This is a genomic window from Streptomyces sp. NPDC090442, from assembly GCF_044769405.1.
Lineage (GTDB): Bacteria > Actinomycetota > Actinomycetes > Streptomycetales > Streptomycetaceae > Streptomyces.
On record NZ_JBIVXW010000067.1, the window covers coordinates 1 to 17,348 of the forward strand.

Annotated in this window: 15 protein-coding genes and 1 pseudogene; 11 read left to right on the forward strand and 5 right to left on the reverse strand. The window is 72.3% G+C overall.

Translation table 11 applies throughout. From position 1 onward, the window contains the following. Positions 1–292, reverse strand: a pseudogene (locus ACIQU6_RS34245) (hydroxypyruvate isomerase); the annotation flags it as partial. Between the two features lie 136 nt (positions 293–428). Between ACIQU6_RS34245 and ACIQU6_RS34250 the strand changes: the two are divergent. The 8 genes from ACIQU6_RS34250 to ACIQU6_RS34285 all read left to right on the forward strand — a co-directional run bounded on the left by ACIQU6_RS34250 (position 429) and on the right by ACIQU6_RS34285 (position 7,778). Continuing rightward, the gene (locus ACIQU6_RS34250; protein ID WP_403485641.1) at positions 429–713 is read left to right on the forward strand and encodes a hypothetical protein; all 285 of its coding nucleotides are present in this window, start codon (positions 429–431) and stop codon (positions 711–713) included. Next, positions 710–1,090: a helix-turn-helix domain-containing protein gene (locus ACIQU6_RS34255; RefSeq protein WP_403485642.1), complete on the forward strand. Its 381-nt coding sequence runs from the start codon at positions 710–712 to the stop codon at positions 1,088–1,090. The genes ACIQU6_RS34250 and ACIQU6_RS34255 overlap by 4 nt, the downstream gene beginning before the upstream one ends. A gap of 170 nt (positions 1,091–1,260) precedes the next feature. Further along, positions 1,261–1,773: a 2-oxo-4-hydroxy-4-carboxy-5-ureidoimidazoline decarboxylase gene (gene uraD, locus ACIQU6_RS34260; RefSeq protein ID WP_403485643.1), complete on the forward strand. Its 513-nt coding sequence runs from the start codon at positions 1,261–1,263 to the stop codon at positions 1,771–1,773. Further along, positions 1,770–2,186, forward strand: coding sequence for a hydroxyisourate hydrolase (gene uraH, locus ACIQU6_RS34265; RefSeq protein WP_403485644.1), 417 nt, complete (start codon positions 1,770–1,772; stop codon positions 2,184–2,186). Before uraD ends, uraH begins: the two co-directional genes overlap by 4 nt. A 7-nt stretch (positions 2,187–2,193) precedes the next feature. Next, positions 2,194–3,117: a factor-independent urate hydroxylase gene (gene pucL, locus ACIQU6_RS34270; RefSeq protein WP_274912598.1), complete on the forward strand. Its 924-nt coding sequence runs from the start codon at positions 2,194–2,196 to the stop codon at positions 3,115–3,117. An 83-nt stretch (positions 3,118–3,200) separates the two neighbouring features. Further along, complete coding sequence (locus ACIQU6_RS34275; RefSeq protein ID WP_403485645.1) at positions 3,201–4,604, forward strand: nucleobase:cation symporter-2 family protein; 1,404 nt, start codon at positions 3,201–3,203, stop codon at positions 4,602–4,604. Between the two features lie 45 nt (positions 4,605–4,649). Further along, positions 4,650–6,053 carry an 8-oxoguanine deaminase gene (locus ACIQU6_RS34280; protein ID WP_403485646.1) on the forward strand — a complete coding sequence of 468 codons (1,404 nt, stop codon included), beginning with the start codon at positions 4,650–4,652 and terminating at the stop codon, positions 6,051–6,053. 270 nt (positions 6,054–6,323) lie between these two features. Continuing rightward, positions 6,324–7,778 carry a nucleobase:cation symporter-2 family protein gene (locus ACIQU6_RS34285; RefSeq protein WP_403485647.1) on the forward strand — a complete coding sequence of 485 codons (1,455 nt, stop codon included), beginning with the start codon at positions 6,324–6,326 and terminating at the stop codon, positions 7,776–7,778. A 79-nt stretch (positions 7,779–7,857) separates the two neighbouring features. Here ACIQU6_RS34285 and ACIQU6_RS34290 read toward each other — a convergent pair whose 3' ends face one another. Next, positions 7,858–8,712, reverse strand: a complete 855-nt coding sequence (locus ACIQU6_RS34290) for a chitosanase (protein ID WP_403485648.1) — start codon at positions 8,710–8,712, stop codon at positions 7,858–7,860. Positions 8,713–8,918: 206 nt separating this feature from the next. Beyond that, positions 8,919–9,482, reverse strand: coding sequence for a TetR/AcrR family transcriptional regulator (locus ACIQU6_RS34295; protein WP_403485649.1), 564 nt, complete (start codon positions 9,480–9,482; stop codon positions 8,919–8,921). 302 nt (positions 9,483–9,784) lie between these two features. Here ACIQU6_RS34295 and ACIQU6_RS34300 point away from each other — a divergent pair, with 302 nt between their 5' ends. The 3 genes from ACIQU6_RS34300 to ACIQU6_RS34310 all read left to right on the forward strand — a co-directional run bounded on the left by ACIQU6_RS34300 (position 9,785) and on the right by ACIQU6_RS34310 (position 13,823). After that, positions 9,785–10,003: a hypothetical protein gene (locus ACIQU6_RS34300; protein ID WP_403485650.1), complete on the forward strand. Its 219-nt coding sequence runs from the start codon at positions 9,785–9,787 to the stop codon at positions 10,001–10,003. Between the two features lie 101 nt (positions 10,004–10,104). Further along, complete coding sequence (locus ACIQU6_RS34305; protein ID WP_403485651.1) at positions 10,105–11,616, forward strand: YfcC family protein; 1,512 nt, start codon at positions 10,105–10,107, stop codon at positions 11,614–11,616. Between the two features lie 71 nt (positions 11,617–11,687). Continuing rightward, a complete protein-coding gene (locus ACIQU6_RS34310) occupies positions 11,688–13,823 on the forward strand; it encodes an AAA family ATPase (RefSeq protein ID WP_403485652.1) in 2,136 nt (711 codons plus the stop codon). Between the two features lie 20 nt (positions 13,824–13,843). Here the strand turns inward: ACIQU6_RS34310 and ACIQU6_RS34315 are convergent, their stop codons facing one another. Together ACIQU6_RS34315 and aceB are read right to left on the reverse strand one after the other, a co-directional pair. Continuing rightward, entirely contained in the window at positions 13,844–15,514 is a 1,671-nt protein-coding gene (locus ACIQU6_RS34315; protein WP_403485653.1) for a translation initiation factor 2, read from the reverse strand. A 168-nt stretch (positions 15,515–15,682) separates the two neighbouring features. Then, positions 15,683–17,323 carry a malate synthase A gene (gene aceB, locus ACIQU6_RS34320; protein WP_403485654.1) on the reverse strand — a complete coding sequence of 547 codons (1,641 nt, stop codon included), beginning with the start codon at positions 17,321–17,323 and terminating at the stop codon, positions 15,683–15,685. Positions 17,324–17,348 lie beyond the last annotated feature (25 nt).

Sequence of the window (17,348 nt, forward strand, 5' to 3'; positions counted from 1 at the left end):
TCGCCCGGAACCGCGCCGACTCCTCACCCGGCACCGACAACGCACCACGATCCGGACCCGGCAACCGCCCGGCGTAGAAGTTCAACCCGGTCAACTGCGTCCCGGCATCCCGCAACGCACCAGCCAGCGCGTCCAGTTCGGACCGCTCCGGCGTCGGGGCGTCCACCCACGGCCACCACAGCTCCACCGCCGTGAACCCCGCCGCCCGCGCGGCCGCCGGCCGCTCCAGCAACGCAAGCTCGGTGAACAAGATCGACAGATTGACGTCGAAGCGCGTGTCCGCGAAACCCATAGGGCCCGACGCTCCTTCCGAATAGCGGAACTTACTTTCTGCTTAATGGAACACTGCCCGGCGGGCCGGGAAGCTGTCAAGGGGGGCCGCGGGCAATTTCTGGTCGGCGGGCCGAACCGCGCGTAGGTTGAACCGCGTGCGATTGAGAGTTGAGTTCACGACGGAGCCGTTCGATCTGGACGAGGCGCCGGCCCATGCGGTGGTGGCGCGGGAGATCGTCACCGGCGCCCAGTTGGACGCGGTCGACGTCGGCCCCTTCGGCAACACCGCGGAGGGCGACGCCGACCGGGTGCTGGGCGCGGTCGACGCCCTGCTGCGGCGGTCCCTGGCGGCCGGCGCCACCCGGGTCTCCCTTCAGGTCAACGTGATCGGGGACGAGGCGCCGGGTGACGCTGCGCACGGCGAGGGGGACGCGACGTGACCGAGCCCGCCGACCACGCCTTCGTCCAGGCGGTCAAGCCGCTGGTGGACGCGATGGGTGGCCAGATGGTCGCCCCCGACCAGGCCACCGGCGACGACGTGGTGCTGACCTGGGAGGGGCGGGAGCGGGTGGCCGTCCGCCTCCCGCACCTTTCGGAGTCGCTCGATCACATCCTGGTCGAGCTCCAGCGCCGGCACGGCATGCCGCTCTCCGAGCTGGACCGCAAGACCAAGCAGTCGGTGGTGCGGATCCTGGAGAGCCGGGGCGCCTTCTCCGTCCGGCACGGCGTGGAGACCGTCGCCGGAGCCCTCGGCGTCAGCCGCTTCACCGTTTACAACTACCTGAACAGGGAAAGCGCCGCGAAGGACGCCGACTGAGGCGAAGGGGCCCAACTCCCCATCCAGTGGCCGAAGCCGCCGCCCGGAAACCCCGGACGGCGGCTTTTGTGTTGCCGACTTTTCAACAAAGTGTTGACGAGATGTTGCCGGAGGTCTTAGCTGTTTCCAGCCAACCAGAGCTGTCCAGCACCAGGCCACGGAGGCTTCCCGTGTCTTCGAGTACGCCCCAGGGGCTTACCCGGTTCAACGCATCCGATGCCGGCGAGGCTCAGGCCGCCCTGCACGAGGTGTGCGCCAGCCGGGCTTGGGGGAGCAAGGTCCTCGCCCGGCGCCCCTTCACCACCACCGACGCCCTGTTCGCCGCCAGCGACGCCGCCATGGCCGAGCTCTGCGCGCAGGACCTGGCCGAGGCGATGGCCGGACACCCGCCCATCGGACGGCCCACGCCGGGCGATCCCACTTCGCACCGCGAGCAGAGCGGGATGGCCGGCGCCCCGGACGACCTCAAGGCGGAGATGCTCGAACTCAACCTGGCCTACCAGGAGAAGTTCGGGCACGTCTTCCTGATCTGTGCCTCCGGCCGTACCGCTGAGCAGATGCGGGACGCGATCCGTAACCGGATCGACAACGCGCCGGAACAGGAACGCGAGATCGTCCGGGGGGAACTCGGCAAGATCAACCGCATCCGCCTGAACCGCATCGCAGAAGGAGACCCCACATGAGCAGCGAGACGGCCGCACCGACGTCGGTGTCCACGCACATCCTGGACACCAGCGTGGGCCGCCCCGCGGAGGGCGTCGCCCTCACTCTCGCGGTGCGTTCCGGCGGCGGCGCTGCGTGGACCGCCCACGGCGCCGGCAAGACCGACGCCGACGGGCGCTGCAAGGACCTGCCGGCGCTGCCGGAGGGCACCACCCACGTACGCATCGAGTTCCAGACCGAGGCGTACTTCATCTCCAACCAGCACAGCGTTTCCCACCAGCAAGCCGAGGAACAGCAGGACGCCCCCGCGCTACGGGACAGCGGAGCCTTCTTCCCGGAGGTGGCAATCACCTTTGCCGTCAAGCCGGGCGAGCACTACCACGTACCGCTGCTGCTCAACCCGTTCGGCTACTCCGTATACCGAGGGAGCTAGCACCGACATGCCCACGATTCTCGGCCAGAACCAGTACGGCAAGGCGGAAAACCGCGTCGTCAAGATCACCCGCGACGGCGCGACCCACCACATCAAGGACCTGAACGTCTCGGTCGCGCTCTCCGGCGATCTGGAGGACGTCCACCTGTCCGGCTCCAACGCCCACTGCCTGCCCACCGACACGACGAAGAACACCGTGTACGCCTTCGCCAAGGAGTACGGGATCGAGTCGGCCGAGCAGTTCGGCATCCACCTGGCCCGGCACTTCGTCGACAGCCAGGAGCCGATCAAGCGGGCCCGGATCCGGATCGAGGAGTTCGCCTGGGAGCGCATCGGGACCTCCGACGCCAACTCGCAGTTCATCGGCGCCGAGGAGGTCAAGCACTCCTTCGTCCGCAAGGGCCAGGAGACCCGGCTGACCGAGATCACCTACGACGGTGAGAACTGGCAGGTCATCTCCGGTCTGAAGGACCTGATCGTGATGAACTCCACCAACTCGGAGTTCTGGGGGTACATCAAGGACAAGTACACCACCCTCAAGGAGGCGTACGACCGCATCCTGGCCACCCAGGTGTCCAGCCGCTGGCGCTTCAACTGGACCTCCGACGAGCAGCGGATGCCCAACTGGGAGCGTTCGTACGAGCAGGTCAAGAAGCACATGCTGCAGGCCTTCGCCGAGACCTACAGCCTCTCGCTCCAGCAGACCCTGTACCAAATGGGGTCGCGCATCATCAACAACAGGTCCGAGGTGGACGAGATCCGCTTCTCGCTCCCGAACAAGCACCACTTCCTCGTGGACCTGGAGCCCTTCGGGCTCAAGAACGACAACGAGGTCTACTACGCGGCGGACCGCCCGTACGGCCTGATCGAAGCCACTGTTCTGCGCGACGGTGTCGAAGCCCTGATCCCGATGGATCTGACGAACCTTTAGCGGCTCACGACGCAACGCCGTGCCTCGCGTCCCCTCCCCACCCCGCAGCGGGGAGGGGACGCGATATCCGAGGGGATCGACCCATGGCACAGCAAGAGCAAGCCCCGCACCACCCCGTCCCACCGGTTCACCCGGTGGACGAGAAGCCGACCGTCAGGCGGCTCGTCCCCGCCGCCCTGCAACACATCGCAGCGATGTACGCCGGCGTCGTCACCCCTCCGCTCATCATCGGCCAGGCCGTCGGCCTGGACCTCGCGGGCCGGACCCGGCTCATCGCCGCCAGCCTGCTCATCGCCGGCGTCGCGACGCTCCTGCAGACGCTCGGCATCCGTCGCTTCGTGGGCAACCGCCTCCCGTTCGTCAACGCGGCCAGCTCCGCCGGCATCACCCCGATCCTCGCCATCGCCGAGAACACCGCCAAAGGGCACCAACTCCCCGCCATCTACGGGGCGGTGATGTGTGCCGGCGTCTTCTGCCTGGCGATCGGCCCGTTCTTCGGCAGACTCCTGCGCTACTTCCCGCCGTTGGTCACCGGCGTCGTCATCACCCTCATCGGGGTCACGCTGATGCCCGTACCGGTCGGCTGGGCCCAGGGCGGCGACAAGCACGCCGCCGACTTCGGCTCCATGAAGAACCTCGCCCTGGCCGGCTTCACCCTCCTCGTGGTGCTGCTCTTCCAGCGCTTCGCCAAGGGCTTCGTCAAGCAAGTCGCCCTGCTCATCGGCCTGGTCGTCGGCACCCTCGCCGCGATCCCGTTCGGCATGGCCAGCTTCGACGGGCTGCGCACCGCCCCGATCGCCGCGCTGCCCACCCCGTTCGCCTTCGGCGCCCCGGAGTTCCAGCCCGCCGCGATCCTCTCGCTGTGCATCGTCATGCTGGTGCTGATGACCGAGTCCTCGGCCGGCATGCTCGCCCTCGGCGAGATCTGCGACCGCAGGACCACCAGCGACACCATCACCCGCGGCCTGCGCACCGACGGCATCGCGACGCTCCTCGGCCCCGTCTTCGGCGGCCTGCCGACCAGTGCCTTCGCGCAGAACGTCGGCGTGGTCTCGCTGACCCGGGTCCGCAGCCGGTACGTCGTCGCGCTGGCCGGCGCGGTGCTCCTGGTCCTCGGCGCCTTCCCCGTCCTGGGCGCCGTGGTCTCCCTGGTGCCGATGCCGGTCCTCGGTGGCGCGGGCATCGTGCTGTTCGGTTCGATCGCGGTGAGCGGCATCCGCACGCTCGCCGAGGCCGGCCTTGAGGACAGCTCCAACATCATCCTGGTGGCCGTGTCGCTCGGCGCGGGAATCATCCCGCTCGCCGCGCCGACCTTCTACGCCGGGTTCCCCGCCTGGGCACAGACCGTGCTCGGCTCCGGGATCAGCGCCGGAGCCCTGGTCGCGGTCACGCTCAACCTGTTCTTCCATCATCTCGGCACCCGGAGCACCACGCGGGCAGCGGTACTGTCAGCCGCCTCGCCCGGCTCCGGCACTCAAATCCCGTAGGGCCATGCCGTGCCCAAACCGCCACGAAAGCACGAGGAAAGCAGCATGGCAGCATCGGCATCCCCTGACAGCGCGGTGCAGCAGCGCATCGTCATCGAGAACTGCGCCATCGCGACCGTCGACGCCGACGACACCGAGTACGCCAGCGGTCACGTCGTCATCGCCGACAACACCATCGAGTCCGTCGGCGCCGGCAAGGCGCCCGAGGGGCTGGCGAACGTCGTCCGCCGCGTGGACGGCACCGGCCACCTCGCCACCCCGGGCCTGATCAACACCCATCACCACTTCTACCAGTGGATCACCCGGGGCCTGGCCACCGACCACAACCTCTTCAACTGGCTGGTCGCGCTCTACCCGACCTGGGCCCGGATCGACGCGGAGATGCTCACCGCGGCCACCCACGGCTCGCTCGGCATGATGGTCAAGGGCGGCGTCACCACCGCCTCCGACCACCACTACGTCTTCCCGCGCGGCGCGGGGGACCTGGTGGCCGCCGAGCTGGCCGCGGTCGCCGACATCGGCGCCCGGATCACCCTGGCCCGCGGCTCGATGGACCGCAGCGAGAAGGACGGCGGCCTGCCGCCGGACTTCGCCGTGGAGACCACCGAGGGCGCCCTGATCGCCACCGAAGCGGCCATCGACGCGCACCACGACGCCTCGTTCGGGTCGATGGTGCACCTCGCGGCGGCGCCCTGTTCGCCGTTCTCGGTCTCCACCGAACTCCTCCGCGAGGGCGCCGCGCTCGCCCGCCGCAAGGGCGTCCGGATGCACACCCACGGCTCGGAGACCGTGGAGGAGGAGAAGTTCTGCCACGAGCTGTTCGGCATGGGCCCGACCGACTACTTCGAGTCCACCGGCTGGCTCGGCGAGGACGTGTGGATGGCGCACTGCGTCCACATGAACGACTCCGACATCGACGCCTTCGCCCGCACCAAGACCGGCGTGGCGCACTGCCCGTCCTCCAACGCCCGCCTGGCCGCCGGCATCGCCCGCGTCCCGGACATGCTCGCCGCCGGCGTCCCGGTCGGCCTGGGCGTCGACGGCACCGCCTCCAACGAGTCCGGCGAGCTCCACACCGAGCTGCGCAACGCGCTGCTCATCAACCGCCTCGGCGCCCACCGCGAGGCCGCCCTCAACGCCCGCAAGGCGCTGCGGCTGGGCACCTACGGCGGCGCCCAAGTCCTCGGCCGGAGCGCCGAGATCGGCTCCCTGGAGCCCGGCAAGCTGGCCGACCTGGTCCTGTGGAAGCTGGACGGGCTGGGCCACGCCTCGATCGCCGACCCGGTCACCGCCCTGGTCTTCGGGGCGGCCGCCCCGGTCACGCTGTCGCTGGTCAACGGCAGGCCGGTGGTCGAGGACAACCACCTCACCAACGTCGACGAGGACGCCATCGCCCGCAGCACGCGGGCCGAGGCGCAGCGTCTGGCCCGTATCGCGGCCGAGGGCTGATCCCCCGAGGACGCGGCACACCTGCAGACTCGGCCGGGAGGGACGGCTCCCGGCTGAGCTTGCGGATCCCAGCGGGGTCCGCAAGCAACCGGTCCGGGGGTGCGGGAAGACCCCGCACCCCCGGACCGACCCCCACACCCTTGCGCCACAAGCGCGGCCACCTTCCCGCTCACCAGCGCGACTTCGGCACCACGCACCACATGGCACGCCCTCCGTGACAGGCTCGCACCGCCGGCTTCCGGCGGAGCAGAAATCGACAGGAGGCCCGCAGTGGCCGCAATTACCGGGCAGAAGTCCGAGGAGGACCGGAAGCATCCGGTCGACGCGACCCTCCCGCCCTTCAAGATGTTCACCAGCGGCCTCCAACACGTGGCCGCCATGTACGCGGGTGTCGTCGCCCCGCCGATGATCGTGGGGCCCGCCTGCGGGCTCAGTCCCACCGAGACCGCGTTCCTGATGGGCGCCAGCCTCTTCACCGCGGGTCTCGCCACCCTCCTGCAGACCCTGGGGTTCTGGAAGGTCGGCGCCAAACTCCCCTTCGTCAACGGGGTTTCCTTCGCCGGTGTCACCCCCATGGTGGCCATCGCCAAGGAGCACAACCCGCACGACGCCCTGCCGGTGATCTTCGGCGCGGTCATCGTCGCCGGTGTGCTGGGCTTCCTCCTCGCCCCCTACTTCTCCAAACTGGTCCGCTTCTTCCCTCCGGTGGTCACCGGCACCGTCATCACCCTGATCGGCGTCTCGCTGCTCCCCGTCGCCTTCCGCTGGTCCGAGGGCGGCAACGAACAGGCCGCGGACTACGGCTCGTTGCGGAACATCGCGATGGCCGCGGTCACCTTCGTCATCGTGCTGGTGCTGCGGCGGGTGTTGCGCGGCTTTCTCCAGCAGATCGCCATCCTGCTCGGCCTGATCGTCGGCACGCTGATCGCGATCCCGGTCGGCATGACCGACTTCTCGGCGATCACCAAGGCCGGGCTCCTCGGCTTCCCGACGCCGTTCCACTTCGGCGCCCCGCAGTTCGACGTCGCCGCCATCGTCTCGATGTGCATCGTGATGCTGGTCTGCATGACCGAGTTCACCGCCGACATGCTCGCCCTCGGCAAGATCGTGGGCCGCCCGGCCGACGAGCGCACCATCGCCGGCGGCCTGCGCGCCGACACCCTCGGCTCGGCCGTCAGCCCGCTCTTCAACGGCTTCGCCAACAGCGCCTTCGCCCAGAACATCGGCCTGGTCGCGATGACCAAGGTCCGCAGTCGCTTCGTGGTGGCCACCAGCGGTGCGATCCTGCTCGTGCTCGGCCTGTGTCCCGTCGCCGCCTCGATCATCTCCCTGGTCCCGCTGCCCGTCCTGGGCGGCGCCGGCATCGTGCTGTTCGGCTCGGTCGCCGCCAGCGGCGTCCAGACGCTGGCCAGCGCCGCCATGGAGAAGGGCGACAACGCCCTGATCGTCGCCGCCGCGCTCGGCGTCGGCCTGATCCCCATCGCGGCCCCGGACTTCTACCACAGCTTCCCCAAGGACCTGCTGGTCGTCCTGGACTCCGGCATCAGCACCGGCTGCCTGGTCGCCATCGTCCTCAACCTCGCCTTCAACCACCTCGGGAAGCGGCCCGGCGCGGACGGCCACGAGGCGGACCCGCCGCCGGCCGAGGCCGCCCCGGAGATACCCCAACAGCCCGACCGCGGCCGGATGGACGACGGCGAGGCCGCCACCTCGCCCGCCCACTGAGCGCTCCCGCCGTCGACGAACGGCCCGTAGGCGAACGGCAACCGCCGTCCCCCTACGGGCCGTTGGGGTATCCCGTGGGTCAGCCGATGTGGTAGCTGTCCCCGTACACCTTCCAGTCCAGCGGCGTGTGCAGGTCGAGGTTGCCGTCCTTCAGGAACACCCGCTGCTCGGTGTCGACCCGGCTGGTGTCGCTGTGCGCCTCCTCCTGCTTCATCGCCCACACCCGCGCGTCGAGGAAGGCGTTGAGGTAGCTCTTCTCGTCGCCGCCCTGGGCCGGCGGCTTGGCCTTGGCCAGCGCCCGCTTCCGGATGCTGGAGAAGCTGGTCGGCTCGCTCCCGTCGCCGTGCATCACGATCGCGTCGTAGTACGCGAACTGGCCCAGCACGCCGATCCCGTCGGCCTTGCCCTGCTTGACCGCCGGGTTGAAGTACACCCGGTCCCGCTCGTCGTTCTGCGCCTTCTGGAAGTCCGGGTCGGCCGCGGCCTTCCGCCAGTCCTTGGGGTAGTCGGGGTCCAGGCCCTCGTGCGAGTCGCTGCCGTCCACCTTGCGCAGCGCCGGCAGGTACTTGGCCAGGATGTTGTCGGGCTTCCGTTTGGTGTAGAGCTCGACCAGCTCCAGCATGTCGTGGGTGCCGGAGGTGAAGCCGATGATGCCGCCCGTGTAGCCGCGGCCGTCGCCGATGTCCTCGATGTACTTGTACTGCGCCTTCCAGTCCAGCGAGGAGTTCTCCGCGCTGGAGACCAGCTGCATGGCGAGCTCCTTCTTCGCCGGGTCGTCCAGCCCGGTGGCGGCCCGCGGGGCGTGGGGGGCGGTCTGGGCCGGGGCCCGGTCGGCCGGTGCGGCGGTGGTGGCGACCGCGGTGGCGGGGACGGCGAGCAGCGCCAGGCCGAGCGCGACGCGGGTGGTGGTTCTGGCTATCGATCGGGAGCGCATGGAGTCCTCCTGTCGGAGTGGGCCGTGGGGGGTTCCCCAATCGTTAGGAACCTTTCCTACCAGACCTGTTGGGCTCCGTACAGGCGTCGGGAACGCACAACGTCCTTTGGATGGCGGGTAGTTGGGGCGATCGTCGGGCCCGTTGCCGGCTGGACGTGCGGCTCTCGGTTCCCTTGCGGCGCGGCTCCCGGCGGCCCGCCGTGTCCTCAGTCGCCGCCGCCCAGCAGCCCGCCCACCAGCGCCCGCATCTCCTCTGTCGGGTCGAACGCGCCGTCCTGAAAGGTCAGTTGACGCAGCACGACCCCCTCCAGGTGGTTCACCAGGATCCGCCCGTGCCGCTCCGGCGCCCCGGAACCCAGCAGGCGCACCCACTCCGTGCTGTGCCGCAGCACCTCCTGCCGGCCCCGGTCGAGCGACGCCCGCAGCTCCGGCCGCGCCGACGACTCCAGCAGCAGCGCCAACCGCGCGGCGGTACGGGACCGCCCCGGCCCCGCGGCATACCGGGCGAACGCGGCCATCGCCTCGATGAGTTCGTCCGGGCCGACCGGCGCCGGCCCGGTGGTCAGCGCCGCCCACTCCCGCCGCTCCAGCACCAGCAGATGCTCGGCGATGCCGTCGACCAGCGCCGCCCGGTTGCGGAAGTAGTTGGAGGTGGTCCCCGTCGGCACGCCCGCGGCCCGGTCCACGGCCTGGTACGTCAGCCGCCGCGCCCCCTGCGCCCCCAGCACCTCGACCGCCGCGTCCAGCACCTGCTCCCGCCGCCGCGCCACCCGTTCCCACCCGCCCGCTCTTATCGCGCCGTTACTCCGCCCATAGTAGAGCGAACCCCTACCGCCGACCGGTGCCGCGAGGGCGCGCCCGCGGGAGCCCACGGCGCCCCGCGCGGCGCGGGGCACCCATGGTGGCGGCGCGCCGCCAATCGCCGGCCGCCGCCCGCGACATGGCGCCGGCCGCCCCCAACGTGGCGACCTCGCCGGGCTCCATGTGCCCGATATGGTGCCGTTGGACCCGAAACCTGACAGACCGTCAACGTGTGCGCCCCGCAGGCGGGCGCCACAGAGAGGGGGCCCGCGTGCCCCACGAAGCCACCACGCCGGCATCGGCGTCGACGCCGGAAGCCACCGTCAACGGCCTGGCCGCGGCGGTACCGGACGCCGAGGCTCCGCTCTTCGGCGCCGAGGGCGGTCTCGGCAGTCCGCACGGACCCAACGGACGGGTGTCGCGCTCCGAGTTGCGCGGCGCGCTGCTCGCCGAGTGCGCCGCCGCGCACCGGGCCGGAGGCGCCGCGTGATCCCGGGGGCGTTTGACGACGAGGCCCCGAAGTCGCCCCATGGCGGTGCCCCGAAGCCGTCCGACGGCGGCGCGTCGACGCCGTCGGCCAACGGCGCGACCGTGTCGGACGACGAGGACACCGGAGGCCGCCGCTTCACCTTCCCCAGCGCCCTCACGGTCCTCGTCCTGGTCACGATCGTCATCTGGGCGCTGACCTTCGTGCTGCCCTCCGGCACCTACGCCCGCACCACCGCCGGCCGCCCCCTCCAGGGCAGCTACCACCCCGCCCCCTCCGGCCGCACCTTTCCCGAGCGCCTCGGCGACCTCTTCCTCTCCCCGGTCAACGGCCTCTACGGCGTCCGGGACACCAAGACCGGCCTGGTGGGCCCGGACCTGGTCGGCGAACTGTACGGCAGCGCCGGCGTGTTCCTCTTCGTCCTGGCCATCGGCGCCTTCATCACCGTCGTCTTCGCCACCGGCGCCCTGGACCGCGGGATCGGCCGCCTCGCCCACCGCCTCCGCGACCGCGGCGCCCTCCTCATCGCCGGCGTGATGGCGGTCTTCTCCCTCCTCGGCACCGTGGAGGGCTTCGCCGAGGAGACCCTGGGCTTCTACGGCCTGATCGTCCCGCTGATGCTGGCCCTCGGCTTCGACCGCCTGGTGGCCACCGGCGCGATCATCCTCGGCGCCGGCATCGGCGTGCTGTGCTCCACCGTCAACCCGTTCGCCACCGGCGTCGCCTCCTCCGCCGCCGAGATCTCCCTCGGCGACGGCATCGCGCTGCGCGTCGCGATGTGGCTGGTGCTGACCGCCGTCACCATCGCCTACGTCATCCGCTACGCCCGCCGGGTGCGCGCCGACCCCGACCGCTCGCTGTGCGGCTTCCTCCCCGGCGACCGCGCCCACGCCCAGAACACCCCGGACACCGCCGAACCCCCGCCGCTGACCGGCCTCCACAAGACGGTCCTGCTCGCCGTCACCCTGCTCTTCGCCTTCATGATCTTCTCGGTCATCCCGTGGTCCGGCGCCCTCACCGGCCGCGCCGACGCCACCCCCTACGCCTGGGAACTGGACTGGTCCTTCCCGGAGTTGGCCGCGATGTTCCTGGTCGGCTCGGTCCTGGTGGGGCTGCTGGCCCGGATGGGCGAGCAGCGCCTGACCGCCACCTTCGTCCAGGGCGCCGCCGACTTCATCTCGCCGGCCCTGGTCATCGTCCTGGCCCGCGGCGTCACCGTCATCATGAACAACGCCAAGGTCACCGACACCGTGCTGCACTCCATCGAGGGCGTGGTCGCCGGCACCCCCTCGGCCCTCTTCGGCGTGATCGTCTTCGTCGTCAACCTCCCCCTGGCGTTCCTGATCCCCTCCACCTCGGGCCACGCCACCCTCGCCATGCCCATCCTCGCCCCGCTCGCCGACTTCGCCGGCGTCGCCCGCCCCGTCGTCGTCACCGCCTGGCAGGCCGCCAGCGGCTGGATGAACCTCTGGGTCCCCACCACCGCCGTCGTCATGGGCGGCGTCTCCCTCGCCAAGATCGGCTACGACACCTACCTCCGCTTCGTCGCCCCCTACTTGGCCCTCCTCTCCGTCCTCATCTGCGCGTTCGTGGCGTTGGGGGCGGTCCTCACATGAACCGCCCCGCACACCGGACCGCACCCGGTCGGTCCGACCCCGATCCGTCGGCCAGGCCCTAGAGTTGCCCCGTGGCCGAAGAGACATGGAACAGCGTGGGCGGCGGCGCTGAGGTGCAGCACCTGGTGCAGGCCGGGCACATCGGAGCGGTGCACATGCACGCCGCGGGAACGCCCGCGCCCCGCCGGACCCCCTGTCAGTTACCGCCGGAGATCGGGCACTTCGAGAACCGCGAGGAGGAGCAGTCCGCGGCGTTGGAGGCCGCCGGGGCATGGCTCGACGCCCAGTCCGCGGACCGGCCCCTGATCATCGCGCTGACCGGCCTCTCCGGCGTGGGCAAGACCGAACTCGCCTTCCGGCTCGCCCGACGCCTGCACGCCCGCTGCCCCGACGGCGTGCTCTACGCCGACCTCGACGCGGACCGGCGCGCCGGCGCCGTCGACACCCACGAAGCCCTGGGCCAACTGCTGCGCACCCTGGGCGTCGAACGCGACTGGGTGGAGCGGTCGTTCGCCGCCCGCCGCGGCCAATACTGGGACGAGACCCGGCACCGCCGCCTGGTGGTGGTCCTGGACAACGTCCGCGGCTTCGAGGCGGAGGCCGCCCTGCTGCTGCCCTCCTCGCCCGGCAGCGTGGTGATCCTGGCCGGCCACCACCGCCTCGACGACCTCGAACCGGGCACGGCCGTCGAACTCCCGCTCCGCCCGCTCGCCGACGAGCACGCCGTACGGCTCCTGCTGCACACCGTCGACGACCCGGCCCTGACCGCCCGTCCGCAGACCGCCGCCGCGCTCGCCGAAGGGTGCGGCGGGCTGCCGGCCGCGCTACGGGTCGCCGGCCGCTGGGTGCGCCGCAACCGGCGCCGCGGCTGGACCCGGCTCACCACCGAACTCGCCGCGGAACTACGGGAGAAGGGGGTGCCGGACATCGAGCACGTCTGGGACACCGCATACGGGGACCTCACCCCGCAGGCCCGCGCCGCGTACCGGCTCTTCGCCGCCCTCCCCGGCGTGGCCCTCGCCCCGGAAGCCGCCACCGCCCTCCTCGGCACGGGTTCGGACGCCGCCGCGGACGCGCTGGCGGAGTTGGAGCGGGCCGGCCTGCTCGACGCCGGCCCGGACCCGGACGCCGTGGACGCCCACCCGGACGGCGACGCCCCCGCCGAACGGCTGCGGATGCACGACCTGGTCCGCGGCCACGCCCGCCGCCGGGCCGCCGCCGACGGAGCGCCGGACGAGGCGGACGACGGGCGGCGCCGACTGCTGCGCTGGCTGCTCCGCCAGGCCCAGCGCGCCGACCACCTGGCCACCGGCGGACGGTTGACCCTGGCCCCGCCGACCGCCGCGCTCCCGGACGCACCGGACCTGGACTTCCCCGACAAGCCGGCCGCCCTGCACTGGTTGCACGCCGAGCGGCGGGTCCTGCACGCCGGCGTCCACCTGGCGTCCGCCGCCGGGCTGCACGCCGAGTCCTGGGCGCTGTGCGAGCCCCTGTGGACGCACCTCCTGGACCACCCCGGCAGCGCCGACCACATCGACTCCTTCCACGCCGGCCGGGACGCCGCCCAACGCGCCGAGGACCTGCGGGCCACCATCCGGATGCGCTGCCAACTGGCGCGCCCGTTGTGGGAGAGCGAGCGGTACGAGGAGGCCGGCCGGGAGTTGGACGCCGCGGTGAGCGGTGCGGCCCTGCTCGGCACCGACGCGCAGGACCGCAAGCTGTACGCCTCGGCGCTCGAATTCCGCGGCCGGCTCCAGGCCGAACAGGGCCACTGGGCCGCCGCCGTCCCCGACTACCAGCGCTCCGCCCGCCTCCACGCGGAGATCCCGAACCCCTACGGCGTGCTGCTGCTCGGCTATCTGCTCGGGCAGGCGTGGGAGGGACTCGGCGAACTCGACCGTGCCGAGGCCGAGTTGACCCGGGCGCACGAGATGGCGGGGGAGCAGCGGCGCGAGCGGATGACCGCGCGCACCGGCTTCGCCCTCGGGCGGGTGCTGCGGCGCCGCGGCCGCCCGGAGCCGGCCCGCGCGCTCTACGAGGCCGCCCTCGACGGCGCCCGCCGACGCCGGTCCACCACCGACGAGGTGCGGGTGCTGGACGCGCTCGCCGAACTCGTCGCGGAGACCGGGGACGACGCCGCGGCCACCGCCTACCGGGAGGCCGCCCGCGCGGTCCGGGAACGGGCCGGCGGCCGCCCGCGCACCTGACCGCGACCCCGGCCGGCCGCTCAGACTTCCAGGGCGGCCTCGTCCTCGGTGGCGGGTGCCAGCCGGACGCGGTAACTCCGGCCGCCGATCCGGCAGATGAGGGTAACGGGCCAGGCCGCCTCCGTCCCGGAGCGGGCGAGCCAGGCGTGGACCGCCGACACCACGGCCGCCGGATCGGGCCGGTGGACCCGACCGGCCGCCTCCCGGGCCGCGATCCGCACGGACAGCGGCGCCCCGCCCGGCCGGCGCAGTACGCAGCGGTCGGCGGCGAGCAGCACGGCGGCGGTGCGGCGCCCCGGGTAGCGGGCGAGCGCATGGGTGGTCCAACCGCCCGCCGTCCAGGCGGTGTCACCGGATCCCGGGCGGGCGCGGCGGAGGAGCACCGCCGCCGACCGGGCGTGCCGGACGCTGGCGGCGTCCTCCTCGACGGCCAGGTGCCCCAACGGGCCGTCCCCGCCCGGTGGATGGCGCTCGACGGTGACCGTGGTGCCGGTGACCGTGGTGCGGACCGCCCAGGCGACCGGCGCGGGGGCGGTGCGGCGCGGCGGCGGGAGCAGCCGGGGCTCGGCGGGCGCGGCAGGCGGCGACAGCCCCAACCGCCCGTATACCGCGGCCCGTAGCCGCTCCAGCGCCCGCCCCCGCTCCGCGAAGGCACCGTCGGCCAGGGCGCGGACGGACCCCGGTCGGTGCCGCGCGACGGCGGCGTCGAGGTCGTCCGGCGAGCGGAACGCGGGCACGGCGGCGAGCAGGCGCGCCATCGGGCTGCCGGGGAGCAGCTCCGTGCCGCCGTCGCAGACGGCGAGCAACGGCCGGTCCAGGGCCGCCGCGTACAGGGCCGTCGAGCCGTGATCGGTGAGCACGGCGTCCGCGGCGACCAGGACGGCGGCCCACTCCTCGTAGGGACGGGGCACCAGCAGCCCGCCGGCGACGGCCGGGGCGAGCCACTCGGCGAGGTCCTGGGCCCCGGTCTCGCTGTGGTCGTTGGGGTGCAGGACGAGCGCCACCTGGTAGGCGTCCTGCGGGAGTTCGGCGACGAGCCGGGCGGGGAGCCCGGGGTGCCGGGCGAGGAGGGACTCCGGCCCCCAGGTGGAGGTGAGGACGACCAGCCGGCGGCCGCCGGTGCCGAGCGCGGCGCGGTACCGCTCGCGCCGACCCCGGGAGGCGAGCAGCCGGTCCAGCGTGGGGTCCCCGACGACGGCGGCGCGCGGGGCCGCGGCGGGGCAGCGCTCCGTCAACGCGGCGACCTGGGCGCCGTGGGCCAGGGCGTGTAGATCCGCGAGCGGGACGCCGTCCCGTATCAGGAACGTCGCGTCCAACCCGGAGGCGGAGTCCGCCGAGCCCTCCCCGGGAAGCGACTTGCCGAAGCCCGCGCCGTGCGGCAGCAGGACGAGTGGGCCGCGGAGCCGGTCCAGGTCGCCCTTGGGGCTGGCGGCGAGGACGAGGTCGTAGGAGGTCCGGACAGCGTCGTCCCACGGCACGAGCCGGGCCCCGGCCCCGTCCAGCGCACCGAGCGCCTCGGCCGCGAAGGCGGACCCGGGGACGAGGGTGAAGTGGCGCCGGATGCGCGGGTCACCGGCGAAGACCGGCAGCGCGTCCAGGAGCCGGTGCAGCGCGACCGCCGAACGCACCGCGAACAACACCGACTTGCTGCCCGCTGCCCGCTGCCCGCTGCCCGCTTGATCAGCGTGCATCGTAGTGGCCCGGGGTGCCGCGGAGGGGGTTTTCGTGGAACGGGGGAGGGGTGCTTCGGGGGAGGCGGGCGGCATGCGGCGATGGTACTCGTGGGGTTCCTGGGGCGGCGAAGGGCCCGCGCCCACCCCCGGAGCGGTGGTGTGCGCGGGCCCGGGAGCCGTCGTCGATCAGCCCAGCAGCTCGTAGGCCGGCAGGGTCAGGAAGTCGGCGTAGTCGGCGTCCAGGGAGACCTTCAGAAGAAGGTCGTGGGCCTGCTGCCACTTGCCGGAGGCGAAGGCTGCGTCGCCCAACTCGGCTCGGATGGCGGCCAGTTCGTCGGCGGCGATGCGGCGGACCAGGTCGGCGGTGACCTTGGTGCCGGCGTGCCCCTCCTCCGCGAAGACGACGCCGGCGTCGACCCACTGCCAGATCTGGGAGCGGGAGATCTCGGCGGTGGCGGCGTCCTCCATGAGGCCGAAGATGGCGACCGCGCCGAGGCCGCGCAGCCACGCCTCGATGTAGCGGGTGCCGACCTGGACGGCGTCGACCAGGCCCTGGTAGGTGGGCTTGGCGTCCAGGGAGTCGATGGCGATGAGGTCCGCGGCGGCGACCGAGACGTCCGCGCGGAGGCGGTCCTTCTGGTTGGGCCTGTCGCCGAGGACCGCGTCGAAGGAGGCGCGGGCGATCGGGACCAGGTCCGGGTGGGCGACCCAGGAGCCGTCGAAGCCGTCGCCGGCCTCCCGGTCCTTGTCGTTCTTGACCTTGGCCAGCGCCTTCTCGTTGGCCTCCGGGTCCCGGCGGTTGGGGATGAAGGCCGCCATGCCGCCGATGGCGTGCGCCCCGCGCTTGTGGCAGGTGCGGACCAGGAGTTCGGTGTAGGCGCGCATGAACGGGGCGGTCATCGTCACCGCGTTGCGGTCCGGGAGGACGAACTTGGCGCCGCCGTCCCGGAAGTTCTTGACGATGGAGAAGAGGTAGTCCCAGCGGCCGGCGTTCAGGCCCGAGGCGTGGTCGCGCAGCTCGTAGAGGATCTCCTCCATCTCGTATGCGGCGGTGATGGTCTCGATGAGGACCGTGGCGCGGATGGTGCCCTGCGGGATGCCGACGTAGTCCTGGGCGAAGACGAAGATCTCGTTCCAGAGGCGGGCCTCCAGGTACGACTCGGTCTTCGGGAGGTAGAAGTACGGGCCCTTGCCGAGGTCCAGCAGGCGCTGCGCGTTGTGGAAGAAGTACAGGCCGAAGTCGACCAGCGCGCCGGGGACCGGGCGGCCCTCGAACTGCAGGTGGCGCTCCTCCAGGTGCCAGCCGCGCGGCCGCATCACGACGGTGGCGAGTTCCTCGGCCGGCTTGAGGGCGTAGGACTTGCCGGTGCGGGCGTCGGTGAAGTCGATCTTCCGCTGGTAGGCGTCGATCAGATTGAGCTGGCCGCCCACGACGTTCTCCCAGGTGGGAGCGGAGGCGTCCTCGAAGTCGGCGAGCCACACCTTGGCGCCGGAGTTCAGCGCGTTGATGGTCATCTTGCGGTCGGTGGGACCGGTGATCTCGACCCGGCGGTCGTTGAGCGCGGCGGGCGCCTCGGCGACCCGCCAACTGTCGTCCGCGCGGACCCGCGCGGTCTCGGGCAGGAAGTCCAGCGTGCTGGTCCGGGCGATCTCGGCGCGGCGCTCGGCGCGGCGGGCGAGCAGCTCGTCGCGGCGGGGGGTGAACCGCCGGTGCAGCTCGGCGACGAAGGTGAGTGCGGCGTCGCTGAGGGCCTCGCCCTGGCGTTCCGGCGTGTGCGCGGGGTCGACTTCGACGATGGCCAGCGGGGACGGCGCTGGTGCGGACATGAGCTGTCACTCCATTCAGCGGCGG

What these genes read in the sequence shown, in the direction of transcription:
- uraH (WP_403485644.1), top strand. Translation starts at nt 1,770, where the DNA reads ATGAGCAGCGAGACGGCCGCACCGACGTCGGTGTCCACGCACATCCTG.
- pucL (WP_274912598.1), top strand. Translation starts at nt 2,194, where the DNA reads ATGCCCACGATTCTCGGCCAGAACCAGTACGGCAAGGCGGAAAACCGC.
- ACIQU6_RS34275 (WP_403485645.1), top strand. Translation starts at nt 3,201, where the DNA reads ATGGCACAGCAAGAGCAAGCCCCGCACCACCCCGTCCCACCGGTTCAC.
- ACIQU6_RS34280 (WP_403485646.1), top strand. Translation starts at nt 4,650, where the DNA reads ATGGCAGCATCGGCATCCCCTGACAGCGCGGTGCAGCAGCGCATCGTC.
- ACIQU6_RS34290 (WP_403485648.1), bottom strand. Translation starts at nt 8,712, where the DNA reads ATGCGCTCCCGATCGATAGCCAGAACCACCACCCGCGTCGCGCTCGGC.
- ACIQU6_RS34315 (WP_403485653.1), bottom strand. Translation starts at nt 15,514, where the DNA reads ATGCACGCTGATCAAGCGGGCAGCGGGCAGCGGGCAGCGGGCAGCAAG.
- aceB (WP_403485654.1), bottom strand. Translation starts at nt 17,323, where the DNA reads ATGTCCGCACCAGCGCCGTCCCCGCTGGCCATCGTCGAAGTCGACCCC.